Annotated in this window: 18 protein-coding genes; 11 read left to right on the forward strand and 7 right to left on the reverse strand. The window is 46.7% G+C overall.

The window, feature by feature from the left end:
• Positions 1–87: 87 nt before the first annotated feature.
• The gene (locus EDC63_RS19025) at positions 88–222 is read right to left on the reverse strand and encodes a hypothetical protein (protein ID WP_262982234.1); all 135 of its coding nucleotides are present in this window, start codon (positions 220–222) and stop codon (positions 88–90) included.
• Between the two features lie 379 nt (positions 223–601).
• Between EDC63_RS19025 and EDC63_RS18620 the strand changes: the two genes are divergently transcribed.
• The 8 genes from EDC63_RS18620 to EDC63_RS18085 all read left to right on the forward strand — a co-directional run bounded on the left by EDC63_RS18620 (position 602) and on the right by EDC63_RS18085 (position 6,388).
• Positions 602–778 carry a hypothetical protein gene (locus EDC63_RS18620; RefSeq protein WP_165923041.1) on the forward strand — a complete coding sequence of 59 codons (177 nt, stop codon included), beginning with the start codon at positions 602–604 and terminating at the stop codon, positions 776–778.
• Between the two features lie 170 nt (positions 779–948).
• Positions 949–1,125, forward strand: a complete 177-nt coding sequence (locus EDC63_RS18625) for a hypothetical protein (RefSeq protein ID WP_165923042.1) — start codon at positions 949–951, stop codon at positions 1,123–1,125.
• Positions 1,126–1,127: 2 nt separating this feature from the next.
• Complete coding sequence (locus tag EDC63_RS18060; RefSeq protein WP_262982233.1) at positions 1,128–1,394, forward strand: ImmA/IrrE family metallo-endopeptidase; 267 nt, start codon at positions 1,128–1,130, stop codon at positions 1,392–1,394.
• Between the two features lie 419 nt (positions 1,395–1,813).
• Positions 1,814–2,464: an alpha/beta hydrolase gene (locus EDC63_RS18065; RefSeq protein ID WP_124946927.1), complete on the forward strand. Its 651-nt coding sequence runs from the start codon at positions 1,814–1,816 to the stop codon at positions 2,462–2,464.
• A complete protein-coding gene (locus EDC63_RS18070) occupies positions 2,461–3,672 on the forward strand; it encodes an XRE family transcriptional regulator (RefSeq protein ID WP_124946926.1) in 1,212 nt (403 codons plus the stop codon). The genes EDC63_RS18065 and EDC63_RS18070 overlap by 4 nt, the downstream gene beginning before the upstream one ends.
• A 32-nt stretch (positions 3,673–3,704) precedes the next feature.
• The gene (locus tag EDC63_RS18075; RefSeq protein WP_124946925.1) at positions 3,705–4,589 is read left to right on the forward strand and encodes a DNA-processing protein DprA; all 885 of its coding nucleotides are present in this window, start codon (positions 3,705–3,707) and stop codon (positions 4,587–4,589) included.
• Entirely contained in the window at positions 4,582–5,232 is a 651-nt protein-coding gene (locus tag EDC63_RS18080; RefSeq protein WP_223272299.1) for a hypothetical protein, read from the forward strand. The genes EDC63_RS18075 and EDC63_RS18080 overlap by 8 nt, the downstream gene beginning before the upstream one ends.
• 43 nt (positions 5,233–5,275) lie before the next feature.
• Positions 5,276–6,388 carry a phosphoribosyltransferase gene (locus EDC63_RS18085; RefSeq protein ID WP_223272300.1) on the forward strand — a complete coding sequence of 371 codons (1,113 nt, stop codon included), beginning with the start codon at positions 5,276–5,278 and terminating at the stop codon, positions 6,386–6,388.
• Here the strand turns inward: EDC63_RS18085 and EDC63_RS18630 are convergent.
• The 6 genes from EDC63_RS18630 to EDC63_RS18105 all read right to left on the reverse strand — a co-directional run bounded on the left by EDC63_RS18630 (position 6,354) and on the right by EDC63_RS18105 (position 9,634).
• Positions 6,354–6,527 carry a hypothetical protein gene (locus EDC63_RS18630; protein ID WP_165923043.1) on the reverse strand — a complete coding sequence of 58 codons (174 nt, stop codon included), beginning with the start codon at positions 6,525–6,527 and terminating at the stop codon, positions 6,354–6,356. The genes EDC63_RS18085 and EDC63_RS18630 overlap by 35 nt on opposite strands.
• 396 nt (positions 6,528–6,923) lie before the next feature.
• On the reverse strand, positions 6,924–7,322 hold the full coding sequence (locus EDC63_RS18090; protein ID WP_124946923.1) for a GFA family protein: 399 nt from the start codon (positions 7,320–7,322) through the stop codon (positions 6,924–6,926).
• 92 nt (positions 7,323–7,414) lie between these two features.
• The gene (locus EDC63_RS18635; protein ID WP_145962371.1) at positions 7,415–7,765 is read right to left on the reverse strand and encodes a hypothetical protein; all 351 of its coding nucleotides are present in this window, start codon (positions 7,763–7,765) and stop codon (positions 7,415–7,417) included.
• Positions 7,766–7,776: 11 nt separating this feature from the next.
• The gene (locus EDC63_RS18095) at positions 7,777–8,289 is read right to left on the reverse strand and encodes a GNAT family N-acetyltransferase (RefSeq protein WP_165923044.1); all 513 of its coding nucleotides are present in this window, start codon (positions 8,287–8,289) and stop codon (positions 7,777–7,779) included.
• Between the two features lie 102 nt (positions 8,290–8,391).
• The gene (locus EDC63_RS18100) at positions 8,392–9,267 is read right to left on the reverse strand and encodes a class I SAM-dependent methyltransferase (protein WP_124946921.1); all 876 of its coding nucleotides are present in this window, start codon (positions 9,265–9,267) and stop codon (positions 8,392–8,394) included.
• Between the two features lie 133 nt (positions 9,268–9,400).
• A complete protein-coding gene (locus EDC63_RS18105) occupies positions 9,401–9,634 on the reverse strand; it encodes an MbcA/ParS/Xre antitoxin family protein (RefSeq protein WP_124946920.1) in 234 nt (77 codons plus the stop codon).
• A 608-nt stretch (positions 9,635–10,242) separates the two neighbouring features.
• On the opposite strand from EDC63_RS18105, the gene EDC63_RS18110 reads away from it, so the two are divergent.
• The 3 genes from EDC63_RS18110 to EDC63_RS18120 all read left to right on the forward strand — a co-directional run bounded on the left by EDC63_RS18110 (position 10,243) and on the right by EDC63_RS18120 (position 12,627).
• Complete coding sequence (locus tag EDC63_RS18110; protein WP_124946919.1) at positions 10,243–10,539, forward strand: helix-turn-helix domain-containing protein; 297 nt, start codon at positions 10,243–10,245, stop codon at positions 10,537–10,539.
• Positions 10,540–10,930: 391 nt separating this feature from the next.
• On the forward strand, positions 10,931–12,067 hold the full coding sequence (locus EDC63_RS18115) for an RHS repeat domain-containing protein (protein ID WP_124946918.1): 1,137 nt from the start codon (positions 10,931–10,933) through the stop codon (positions 12,065–12,067).
• Positions 12,068–12,411: 344 nt separating this feature from the next.
• A complete protein-coding gene (locus tag EDC63_RS18120; RefSeq protein ID WP_132920980.1) occupies positions 12,412–12,627 on the forward strand; it encodes a hypothetical protein in 216 nt (71 codons plus the stop codon).
• Positions 12,628–12,659: the final 32 nt, after the last annotated feature.

The following is a 12,659-nucleotide window of genomic DNA, read 5'->3' on the forward strand; positions in this document are numbered from 1 at the left end:
TGATTTCAAATCGGCACCAAAATATTTTGCTTTCTAAACCCCGCCCAGATTGGATCTTGGCGGCTCGATTCGCGATTTAACCGGACACTACTGATTTCCAATATATTTTTTTCGCGTGGATCGTGAAATATCTAGATAGCGCCGAAGGTAGGTATGCTTTTCTTTTGCCCATACGCCAACTTCATCTGCTGGAAGCCCATCGTCAGCAACGATCAATCCCATTACGTTACCCTCCGTTGTTCATGAGGTTAGTACATTATCATATATTCTGGTAGCAAAGCACGATCCAAATAATTATTGTCAGCTCTAGGTTCATATTAAAATTGTAAAGGGTGGCAACTTTTTGAGAGTGTTGAATCGATTATGGCCACATATGCGCCTGCTGTTGAAATTGAAGTGCCATCTTGTGCTGGTTCGGTTGAAAATGAAACTAAAAAGCGCTGAATGGAAGTCTTAATACTTTGGAACGAATGGAGTGAGCTATGAGATATGGAGTTTGTGGTTTCCAAGGAGAGATGCTAACTCAGGCGCGCGAAGGGGGCAGCATGACCCAGTCTACACTTGCCACTCTGATAGGACGATCTTCAACAGCAGTTTCTCGATGGGAAAAGGGGAACAACTTCCTGAGCAAGATGCGCTAGAGAGCCTGGAGCGGCAGCTTGCTATTCCATCCGCTTGGTTTCTGAAACCGAAAACAGAGTATGAGGCGGGTTCATTTTTCTGTCGAAGTAAAGCCGCTATTACCCGCGCAGCAAGAAGCATAGCAAAACTCGTTTAGAGTTTACTCAAGAAGTAAGTCTGGTACTTCAAGAGTGGGTAGAGTGGCCATCAGTAAACGTTCCGTCACTAGCGGCGACTGATTACATGAAAGTCAGAGACGAGGATATTAAGTCTATAGCACTTGATATTAGGAAATACTGGTAACTTGGTTTAGGCCCAATATCTGACATGATATTGGTATTGGAAATTGCCGGCTTTTTCATTGCACCCGAGGAAATTGGGTACTCGAATATGGATGGCGCGTCCAAGTGGTTCGATGTAGATGAGCCAATATATTTCTTGCGACAGGCAAGACAAATAGCGTTCGTCAAAGGTTTGATGCGGCACATGAGCTTGCGCATTTAGTTTTGCATAGACATCTTGGTGATTTTAAATTTAATGTGCGCTATGCTGAGATAGAACGTCAGGCCAATATTTTTGCGGGTATTTTCCTTTTACCTGATGAATCATTTTCGGCGGAAATCGTGGCTCCGTCCCAAGATATTTTTGTTGCCTTAAAATCACGTTGGAAAACATCGACAGGCGCCATGATCTCGTGCGCAAAGCAACTTGACGTTGTTACAGAGGGTTATGCTACACGACTTTGGAAAAATTATAGGGCTCGTGACGTGTGACGCGGAGATCCCGGCGATGATATGCTGCATTTTGAGGAAGTACGGTTGATGCCATGAGCAATCAATCTTCTCCTTGAAGATGATAGATTTGATCAGGATCGGATCGCTACTGAGATTGGTCTATTTGAACCAGATGTGGAGCGGTTTTGTGGGTTGCCTAAAGGGTTTTTCAGCTTACCCAAGAAAAATGTTGTTCAAATGAAATTGCGCGAATCAAAGCAAATTGCATCCGTACCTATTACTTCTTCGGTCACCGGTTCTAGACCACTGGTCGATAGTTCGACTTACAGAAGCTCTGGGAATCCATGCTGTGAAGCATTTACGCGGCAGTTGCGCAACGTTATCAAGTAATGTCATTGCTAAACGAAATATTATTGATATATAATCCTATCAAGCGAAACCCAACCAAGGTGTTCCCAATGACCAACTCTCCCAAAGATTCGATCTCTGATCTCCTGATGCGCAACATTCCCCGTGGACTTGTGATGGGCATCGAAGAGGCTCTTGGCGCTGGGGCGCAGCGTGCACATGCTGCCGCGAAAGGAATGGATGAGGGGCATCTGCCTCATGTTGTTGGGCAGCTCCGTCACTTTCACATGAACGAATCGTTCCACCGAGCGCTTTCGATGGGCGATACGTCTCCGACGGCGATTCGAGGCAATGGCCTTGTGTCCGGACGAGCCGGGGTATTCACTCTTGCCAGATTCAACATTCCAGAAGGTTTCTGGATCAATGGGCGGCGGAGCCACACACGTCGGCAGATGTCTTTTGCCAACAAAGCAATCGAGCCCTTGGTTCAGCCCGAACTGTTCGAAAGTTACGTACCGCCTTCGGAGGTCGTAGCTTTTTTCGTGGCTTGTTTCTCGGGGTCGATGCATATTCAACCCGAGGCGCCTGTCTCAATACAGGTCGCAGTACCAGATCGCGAAATGCGCGGCTGGCTTTTCAGGGAACCACTGGAGGTGTTCGTGCAGCGCTATGAGCAGAGCCCGACTACGCAAGGCGATCTTGCGATTCCGAAGCTCAAGAAAAACATTGGCAAACAGGACAAGGATGGAACTACGCTATGAGCCGCGGAGGTATTCAGGGTTTTCAGAAAGAGCGACTTAGTCAGATACTAGCTGTACGTCGGCTGAGCCAAGTACAATTGGCGTCGCTGGTTGGAGTGTCGCCAGCGACGGTTAGCAAATGGCGATCGGGTAGCCAAGCACCAGAACGTGACACGCTCGAAAGGCTCGCCAACGTTGTCAATGTCACGCCGGAATGGTTTACCAGATTGCCCACAGCAAAGGTGTCGCTACCGCTGTTTCGCAGTAATGCCTCGGCGCACGTCGCCGCCCGCGCGATGCTTGAGGCCCGGATCGAGTGGGCTCAAGACATTGCAGTTGCTCTGTCGGAGTTCGTCGACTTTCCGCAACTGAACCTGCCTAGTCGGAAGTTCATCGACCCGGAAGAAATTACGCCTGAGGAGATTGAGCACGCAGCCTGTGAATGTCGTGACTTGTGGCGCATCGGTCGTGCAGCTGTTCAAGACCTCGCCCTAGCGGTCGAAGGCGCTGGTGTCATCCTGATCCGCGAGGAAACCGGAATCGCTCAAATTGAAGGCTTGTCGGCTTGGAGCGAAGTGCTCGGGCGCCCACTCGTCCTTTTGTCGGCCGACAAGGACAATGGATACCGTAGTCGATTCGATTTGGCCCATGAACTCGGCCACCTGGTCCTGCATCGGTACATTCCCCGACCCACCGAGCGGGATCGTCATAAGCTGTTGGAACAGCAAGCGCATCGTTTCGCGGGTGCCTTCTTACTGCCAGCAGAGACATTCGCCAACGAAATTCGTACCCCAGTCACGCTGGACGATCTGTTATTGTTGAAGCGGCGCTGGGGTGTGTCGGTGGGAGCGATCGTGATGCGGCTTCGTGCACTCAAGATTCTTGACGGGGATGGTGCTCAATTACTCTTCAAGCGGCGCTCCGCTCGATGGGGCGCCAAGTCCGAGCCGGGTGATGGTGACAGGGCTCCCGAACGGCCACGCCTGTTGCGTCGTACCATCGACCTACTGGTAGAGGAGAACGTGATGCCGCTGGATGCGATTCCCCGACATATCGGGCTGGCAACAAATGACCTGGAAATGCTGCTGGGCCTTCAGGAAGGCTATTTCCAAGGCAAGGGCAATGTTGTGCAGTTGGCGCGCCTACGTCCTTTTCCCGTCAGTACAAGCGAGCCGGTAGTGACGACTGGGAGCACTATCTTGCCCTTTCGATTTACGCCCAAACATTGATTTTCCCAACATGATCAAGGCACAGAAGTGACATGAACGACATTGATGCTATTTTGAGTAGCAAACCGATCTCGCCGTCTCGTGAAATGGCGGCGTATGAGGCTTTGTGGGTCCACCAGAGTGCGACCTTCAAGACAATCGCAGATTGCTTTCGCAGTAGCCCAGATTTAATGCCTTCCGAGTTGGTCACGGAAGACGAGATCGTGGCTGCGCAATCTAAGGTGCTGGAGAAAATCGCGCACGCGAAAATTCACGACTTTGGTGTTCGCATTCACGGGTCGGAAGACTATCCCCAGCGACTGCGCGATGCTGCGCATCCTGTAGAACTGCTGTACTACAGGGGTTGGTGGGATTTGATCGACTCCCCTAAGCGTATCGCAATCGTTGGATCCCGTAACGTCTCGGAAGAAGGCGTTCGTCGAACCCGGCGACTCGTGAAGCTTCTTGTTCAAGAGGGCTATACCATCGTCTCCGGCCTGGCAAAAGGTGTTGACACGGCAGCGCACACCGCAGCAATCGATAATGGAGGCAACACTATTGCGGTCATCGGTACTCCCATTACGGAGTACTACCCGCCCGAAAACAAGAAACTGCAAGACCTGATTGCGGAGAAGTACCTGCTTGTTAGTCAAGTACCGATCTGGCGCTATTCAAAGCAGGACTATCGAAGCAATCGACTATTCTTTCCAGAGCGCAACGCCACCATGTCCGCACTGACGCAGGCAACTGTGATTGTTGAGGCCAGCGACACGTCTGGCTCGCTGACTCAAGCGCGTGCCGCGCTTCAGCAGGGACGCAAACTATTCATTTTGGACAGCTGCTTCCGCAATCCAAAGCTGACTTGGCCCTCGCGTTTCCTAGAAAAGGGAGCGATTCGCGTCATCGACTTAAATGACATTATGGTGTCTCTTGGCTAGGAGGATTCTTAAGATCGATGCCTTGGTGCTTCCAGACCACTACTATCTGGACGAGCAGGATATTTGCTACTACGCTGGCGAGTACACTGCGGGCGAAGGACACGCCTACAGCGAAACTAATCAGCTTATACATAATTTCAAGAAGACCGTGGATAAGCGTGGTACCGCGCAGTGGCAGTACAAGGAGCGGGCGATCCAGCGGGCGGCTAACATCTTTCGTGCTGCGATAAAATCGGATATGCCAATCACTTTCGTCCCGATCCCACCGTCCAAGGCAAGGAATGATCCAATGTATGACGATAGAATGGTGCGACTGCTGCAAGCGATTTGTATGGGGCGATATTCTGATATACGTGAACTGGTCGTTCAGGCGCAATCACTGGAAGCGGCACATCTGTCGAGCACACGTCCAACACCGGATGAGTTAGTTACTAACTATCTTGTTGACGATCGCTTGGTGGAGCCACCTCCAACAACTATCTTCGTCGTTGACGATGTCTTGACGACAGGCTGTCACTTCAAGGCGGTCAAGCGTGTTTTGGCGGAGAGATTCCCCGCTGCCGACATCATTGGACTTTTTATCGCGCGACGGGTGCCAAAGTCTGTCGATCTAGATTTCGACATCCTCGAATTGAATAGCTGAACAGGTACCGCAGATGCTGATCGTAATGACCTCGCCAGACGCGTTGCTCCTCAACGGAAAGCCAGATCCCAACCTTGTCCAGGTGCTGATCAATGCAAGGGCAGCCAACAACCCTGTGGGCTTGATTTCCAATCATCATGAGCCGGATTGGTTTGCTGGCAGCTTTGGTGGTAGCGGTGTTCAGTTCCTACATAACAAGGGGCGCCAGTCAGGTGAAATCGTTTCACAAAATGCCAAGAATTTTTCATTGAATCCCTTCGATGTACTAGTCTTAGCTGGCAAGGATGAAGACGTCCAAATGGGCAAAAACGGTCACGCACTTCTGATCGCTGCCGGCTGGTCTACCGCAAAACAAGTAGTGCCACTTGGAATCCGGGTCGATGATGCCAAGCAGTTTCAAGAGATCATTGACCTGACGACTGGTTGGTTGGGCCAGTGGTGGTTCACAGGCGATGAACCACGATACCGAGTACGGGCATTGTCAGATCTTTCATCCAAGTATGGTAAGACAATCACACAGCGGGTGTTTGCGCAAAAGCTGACTTCCACCGTCAAGAACGGAGGTAGTCGTTTGAACGCGCTTTTGGCCGTCACTGCACGTTCACTCCTAATGGAAGGTACGGATTCTCAGGAAGGATTGGTGTGGGGTGTGTATCCCTCATCGAGTAGCGCCAACGATGACGATGAGATTCTCAGCGATTTCACACATCGGCTTCGCACGACGGTATCGCGCGTGCGTTTCTCAAAGCGAGGTGAGCCGCTATTCATCCGTCACACGCCATCTACGAAGCGATCGATGGGAGGCGGAGGAGACCGAACCGACCCGACCAACCAAATCTTGACCGTCCACTTGAATCCATTCTACAAAGAGAGCAACCGTCTGCTTGGCAAGCATGTGATCGTCGTCGATGACTGTACGACTTATGGTGTGTCATTTGGTGTAGCTTCGGCGTTTCTGCGTAAGGCGGGTGCAGCGTCTATCACCGGAGTCGCATTGGGCAAGTTTGGCGGCCAACTGAGGTACTACGAGATTGATATCCAGACTGACCCGTTTAAGCCGGTAGTTGCGGGTGGATTTACCTCCATTGCGCCAGGCTGGTTTCAGGGTGCGACAAGTTCAGTCACCCAGCAGGTTCTGCAAACCTTGATCCCTTGAGACCGCTTGTGCCATCATCATGAATCTGTCGACTTTGTTCCAAATCTACCAGCCCGCTTGCTTCGTGTGGCCTGTGGCCATCCAGACGGGCGTTGGTGATTTGAACACAGGTATCGTCAGCAGGAAATTCTACTGACACGTGATCCGACAATTCGCGTGCAGGACCATATTTGGCTTATTGATAACATGCTCTGGGTTAATTTCTACTCCCCTAATGGATCCAGTTTAAGGTTGTTCATTCGCTTATATGGGCTACCAATCAATTTTTGGCACTGCCTATAAAACAGTAAAGGCAGCATATGCTGTGACTAGTTCTCTATTGCACTAAGGCCGTGTTAAATCGCAGACCGAACTCTGATAGTCCGTTTTTTCTGATATCCACTTCATTATGAGGCAATAAAATTGCTTGCTGTTTTCAGGTAATACTGTAATACCATTCAAGCTGATTTACAAACAACGCCAGTTCATTACGGCATCCAAGCAAGTAACCACTTTTGAACAAGTCCGGTGAAATAATGGGTTGGGAGGTATATGGTTATCTGTCGGGTTGCCATTCTTGATAGAACGGAACTTCATTACTGTCATTTAGCCAAGAGACGTTATGCGAACTCCAGATGTGCATAGCAGGTTTTATGCCTGGGTCTTCATCGAGCGTTGCCACGCGCAAAATGACGTGCGGTTGTGCGCGGCGCTCGGCCACGAGGTGCGAGCCACAAACAGAACAGAAATACCTGAGCTTTCCCGGAGATGACTCAAAGGCCGCCAATTTCTCTTTACCTTTTACCCAGTGGAAATGTTCTCGCATAACGCCGGCATTCGATGCAAAGGCGGCTGCATGCGCTTTGCGACAAGTACGGCAATGGCAGTGACTAATTGGCATGTCCAATTGATCAACTTCGTACACAATGGCGCCACACAAACAACTGCCTTTCATATTTTCCCTTATGCAAAAGCCACACTTTTTGAAGACACCAATCGTTACAATTCAGCTAAGCGGAGCGTCCGAGTGAAATTGCCTTGTTAGATTTAGTGTGCTGCAACACCACTAACCCGCGCCTCATTGCCGATTGCTCGAAGCGTAATCGATCCCAGAAACTCTCCCTTCAAAACTGCACTTCTCAGCCTCCACAGAACACTCACATCCAACTCTCTTCGAATGCAGCCTAAGTATTCAAATTTCACTGATATGCTCGATAACAATGGAAATTCGTTTCGTTGAGATGCAAATCGATCAGAAGTAATTCTTTCCAACAATTCATTGGTGAACTCGTCACTGAACAACGAATAATTCCCTGCATTTGAACCACGGATGATGCGCATATATATAGGTCGTGCTAATTGCTCAAGTTCTAAGTCTGTAAGGGCATGTAAATTCATATGTAATAAAGCTAACGCAAAGCTAAGCGGCGCATGGTAGCGCGTCCGGTTGGGCGCTGCGTTAGGAATTTTGTAGCCTCGCTTTCACGATTATTATTGTTCAACTCGCAGCTCAGGGATATTAGGAAATGCTCCTGCGATATTCTTTCAAACCCTAACCGCTCGTACATTCCTAGAACTGGGCTATCCTTAAAAACCCTACAAATTATATGTTGCAATCTGAAATCGCGCATCATCTTTATAAGTGTACGAAGAACGTAGAGTCCGATTCGTTGGTTCTGAGACTGGGGGCAAACCTGAATCGTGTGAACATACAACTCATTCTTTTTTTTCTCTAACGAAAGAAAACCAATCCTCTCGTCAAATTTTGTTATGACATAATTTTCTTTATCGAAAAAGTTTTTACGAAGCCACTCTTTATCCCAGGTAATGTCATAGAGATCATAATATTTTTTCATATTCTCCTCCATTAAATCGAAGGCGAATTCATAATCCAATTCTGATGGTGGCAACAACTTAATCATGGATACCCTAACGACCATGATGTGCGGCGCCCAACGATGCGAAGCGTAATTTGCGTCCGAACGAGCGTCTTGTTAGGGATGTAAGTCATTTTAGCTTGATCGTTATTCAACCGTATTTTTCTCAAACACAATATATGCAGAGAATTTTCGTGCGCCCCTCATTATTCTCTTTTCACCAATGAAAACCCTCAGAATCGTTGCCCACCAAGGTAGTGGAAATTTTCGGTTGTGCTTCTCTGCTTCATCATGAAGATATTGCATTTCTTTTTGAGTCCATCCGCAATCTTCAAAAAAAGAAAACCAGTCCTCCGGGAAAAATTGGAATGGTGCATCTCCCAGTAAATTTCTAAATTTGAGAGACTGGTACCGTGGGTAAACTTCTGGTGAGTAGTATTCAGCGAGCCATAGTTTAAAATTAGATTGATCTTTGATATCTTTGGCTAAACTGCTAACTGAATCTTCAGTAAGGTATGGGATTACTCCTTCAGTTAAAATAAGAGCAGGTCCTACTCTATGATTTAGTGCGCGGAATAACTTAGCCCTTTCAACTTGATCGGTTAGATTTAAACCGGTCCTCTGAAGTTTGCACTTTGGTTTTTGGTTCTTTAGTTTTTCATTTTTTAATTCAATGATATATGGAAAATCTATTTCAATCCAGTGAACATCCGATGGAAAAGTGAGTCGATATGGTCGAGTATCAAGGCCTGCCCCGATATTAATGATGGTTTTGTACCCTTGACTTATATATTTCAGAATATATTCATCAATCAAACGCGTCCGAATAGTCACATTCCAGTAAGCATATCGCTCGAAGGATTTCATTGAATTAGAAACCTTCTCTCCATATTCTCCAGTCAATAAATCTGCAAGAGGATCCCGAAACAAAGGATTCTTTTTTTTACTTTCAACAGCACGATAATACGCGACCCAAAAAGCAGTATCGGAGACTTTTTTGACGGACGAAGTATTAGAATCCATTATTTTACTTAATGCCTGCCTTGACAGAAAATGCAATGATTCAAGCGCCCTAACGTTAAAGTGCGCTTGAGGTGACCGTAATGATAATCCCAACCCTGATATGAGCTAGAGCAAGAAAAAACAAAAAAACGTCTTATAAACTGCCGCCTCGCTCGATATTGCTAAAAATCTGAATCAATATGTTTTTCCCATCTGGAGTTCCAATAATTTCTAGGGGTGAATTTCCACCCAATGCAATATTGGGGTTTTTAATCCATTCAGAAGCGTTGCGCTCAGATCCAAGGGTTTGAATCGCCTTTGCCATCAAATCAGCTTTAGTCCAATTCGTTTCCAAAATGTACCATCCTTTGTTTTTGCTCGGTTGCACTTCGCTTTTCGAGAGATATCAATAAACTGCAAGAACAAACCAATAACAAAATTGATTGTTTAGTTGTGTTTTGATTCTATCAAATTGTTGCAGGATTGATTATGAATAAATAATTGACGGATGCTATGAAGTGCATCTTCTGATATGCCTGATTCCACGTATCGAATACCACTTCGTAAGATAAATATTTTTACATCGTGGCCTACATCTGGTTTGTTACCTATTAGTATTTTAGACAGTGGTTCCATTCTCCAACACCCTTGTTGATTAAGATGTGATGGGCTAACGAGATCAATTTGAATAATCACTATTTCTTCATCTTGCTGTAATTGAATGAGCTGATCAACGTGCTCGAGGAAGATCATGTTGCTGAAATAATCATCTTCGATCTTTATTTGAAATTCGACATGGAACCATGGGGCATGCAAATTTCGACTAACGTATCGCCAATACCTTAAGTCTTCACCGAACGCTCGAGGGAGTGGTATTTCTGCAGCAGTGGTTGTCTCAAACATTGTGGGATTACTTTAATATGAACACTATAGATTGTAGCACCATAGGTTTCATATTGGCTATATGGGGTATTCAAAAGCCGGAACATACCCCACATGGACACACGTAGAGCGTTTGCAAATTCTTTGAGACAGGTTAGGAAAGCAAGAGGGCTTACGCAAGAGGATTTTTCGGATATTTCAAGCCGAACCTACTTAAGTACACTTGAACGAGGTTTGAAAAGCCCAACACTAGATAAAGTTCAGGCTCTAGCTGAAACGTTGAGTATTCACCCTTTAACACTTTTGGCAATTACATATATGCAGCTTCAGAAAGGAAAGCAGCTTTCATCTCTCCTGGAATTGGTCAGTCGTGAGATCCATGACCTTAATATTAAAGCATCCCAAGAATAAGAAGTTTAAGTTATTATCAGTACTTTTTGCGAATATTTAGGCAAAAAGCAGATAATTCTCGGAAGAGTAACTGAGTCTGCTTCGATAAGTAGTACAGACAATTAACTTTCACTTGCCTGCGAGAAAAATATTGATTAGTGCACAAATATTACCAAGAACAAGAAATAGAATAGTCTTTTACTGTACCAAGCTATATTTAGAGCTTGCATGATATTACTTAAAGTTCTTTTTCAAGAAAATGAGAAAAACGGGTTTGTTGAATTGAAATATTTAAGTTTCTTTCAATTGTAGGAATGAAAATCCGGAATTCCTGAAAATTTAGAAAGTAGAATTTATTGTAACCGGTCTGTTACAGTACTTAATTAGCCATTGCAGTGGGTACAAAGGAATATTGGAAAATATCAGTAATATTGGAAATTCCCAGCACAACCGTCCGGCCAAGGTAACCTATGCCGACAACAGCAATATTACCTATGCGTATGATGGTGCCGGCCGTCAGATTTCCGCTACAGATTCCATTACGGGTCAGATTTTTCGCACCTACGACGACTTTGATCGACTGAGCAGCGAAACCAACAGCCGCGGCAGCGTGAGCTATACTTATGATACGGCAGGGCGTCGAACAAGTATGAACGTAATGGGGCAAACCGTCACCAATTACAGCTATGATATTGCCAACCGCATAACCCAAATTACTCAAGGTAATAAAAGCGTTGGATTTGCCTATGATGTTGCAGGCCGCACTACCAACATGACGTTGCCAAACGGAATTCTGGCGAGCTACACTTATGATGCAGCAAGTCAACTCACTTCGATTCAGTACACCAAAGGCTTAATCATTTTAGGAGACCTTACATATACATATAATCAAGCGGGTCAGCGCATCCAAATGGGTGGCAGTCTGGCTAAAGCTAACTTGCCAGGAGATATGGTCGCTACGTATGACGTCGCCAATCGCTTAACGCAATTCAACGCGCGAAGTCTAAGTTATGATGCCAACGGCAACCTGCTTAACGATGGCAACAAAGGCATGACATGGAATGCGCGCGACCAGCTCGCCGGCCTGAGCACAGGTGCGAGCTTCAGCTACGACGCCACAGGACGGCGCCTGACCAAGTCCGTTACGGGCGCAACTACCGGCTACATGTACGATGGCATCAACCCGGTACAGGAGTTTGACGGTGCAGGTACCACGAAGGCCGATTTGTTGACAGGCGGCGTGGATCAGTTTTTTGCGCGTACGGTAAATGGGGTGGTGAGTAGCTTTATTACAGATGCCTTGGGTTCAACGCTGGCGCTGACCGATGCAACCGGCAGCTTTATTACGCAGTATGGATATGAGGTGTATGGTAATACGACTGCAAGTGGTGCGTTTAGCGATAATCCATTTCAGTACACGGGGCGTGAAAATGATGGAACAGGGTTGTACTACTACAGGGCTAGGTATTATGATGCAGAGCTGAGTCGATTTGTGAGTAGTGATCCCATCGGGTTGGCGGGGGGGAGTCAATACTTATACCTATGTTAGAGGCGACCCTGTAAAGCTTACTGACCCTAGGGGGCTATCGCCAGAATACTGCGGTCAATGTGCCCCTGGCGATTTTAATTGCCTTCTTTATGGTGGAAATCTTTGCAATCCGGGTAATGACCCAGCTAAATGCACCACACTGAATTTTTCCTGTTTTGCAGCATGTGATGGTGGGACAGAGGATTTAAAGTGCTCACCAGATGATGAAGTCAAAGCTGCTGGAGGGGATCTCCGAGCTAAAGCCGCATGTGGTCGTACCCTCATTGATGCATTTAGACAGATGTATTGTGTGGCAAAGTGCACAGAACGAAAAGCATGTTGTTCCAAATAGGTAGATAAAATTTATGAGCCAGTTATTTCGGCGCTTGTGCATTGCTGCTGCTGCACTTGTTTTGCTCGCGAGCCAACAACTTGGGCTGTACTTGCCATTAAGTGTAAATGGGCAATATGTTGCGTATATTATTGATGGTGGACTAAGGCTTATAATCTATATGTATGTAGATACTGTTATCCAAGTCAACCCCCATGCAAAGTCGGATCGAAATATTTTCCTGATTTAAGTACACCGAAGGCGACATGAATCAGCTTTCGC

The organism is Sulfurirhabdus autotrophica, from assembly GCF_004346685.1.
Classification (GTDB): domain Bacteria; phylum Pseudomonadota; class Gammaproteobacteria; order Burkholderiales; family SMCO01; genus Sulfurirhabdus; species Sulfurirhabdus autotrophica.

What these genes read in the sequence shown, in the direction of transcription:
- EDC63_RS18625 (WP_165923042.1), top strand. Translation starts at nt 949, where the DNA reads ATGATATTGGTATTGGAAATTGCCGGCTTTTTCATTGCACCCGAGGAA.
- EDC63_RS19025 (WP_262982234.1), bottom strand. Translation starts at nt 222, where the DNA reads ATGGGATTGATCGTTGCTGACGATGGGCTTCCAGCAGATGAAGTTGGC.
- EDC63_RS18075 (WP_124946925.1), top strand. Translation starts at nt 3,705, where the DNA reads ATGAACGACATTGATGCTATTTTGAGTAGCAAACCGATCTCGCCGTCT.
- EDC63_RS18620 (WP_165923041.1), top strand. Translation starts at nt 602, where the DNA reads ATGGGAAAAGGGGAACAACTTCCTGAGCAAGATGCGCTAGAGAGCCTG.
- EDC63_RS18065 (WP_124946927.1), top strand. Translation starts at nt 1,814, where the DNA reads ATGACCAACTCTCCCAAAGATTCGATCTCTGATCTCCTGATGCGCAAC.
- EDC63_RS18635 (WP_145962371.1), bottom strand. Translation starts at nt 7,765, where the DNA reads ATGAATTTACATGCCCTTACAGACTTAGAACTTGAGCAATTAGCACGA.
- EDC63_RS18100 (WP_124946921.1), bottom strand. Translation starts at nt 9,267, where the DNA reads ATGGATTCTAATACTTCGTCCGTCAAAAAAGTCTCCGATACTGCTTTT.
- EDC63_RS18095 (WP_165923044.1), bottom strand. Translation starts at nt 8,289, where the DNA reads ATGATTAAGTTGTTGCCACCATCAGAATTGGATTATGAATTCGCCTTC.
- EDC63_RS18110 (WP_124946919.1), top strand. Translation starts at nt 10,243, where the DNA reads ATGGACACACGTAGAGCGTTTGCAAATTCTTTGAGACAGGTTAGGAAA.
- EDC63_RS18090 (WP_124946923.1), bottom strand. Translation starts at nt 7,322, where the DNA reads ATGAAAGGCAGTTGTTTGTGTGGCGCCATTGTGTACGAAGTTGATCAA.
- EDC63_RS18070 (WP_124946926.1), top strand. Translation starts at nt 2,461, where the DNA reads ATGAGCCGCGGAGGTATTCAGGGTTTTCAGAAAGAGCGACTTAGTCAG.
- EDC63_RS18120 (WP_132920980.1), top strand. Translation starts at nt 12,412, where the DNA reads ATGAGCCAGTTATTTCGGCGCTTGTGCATTGCTGCTGCTGCACTTGTT.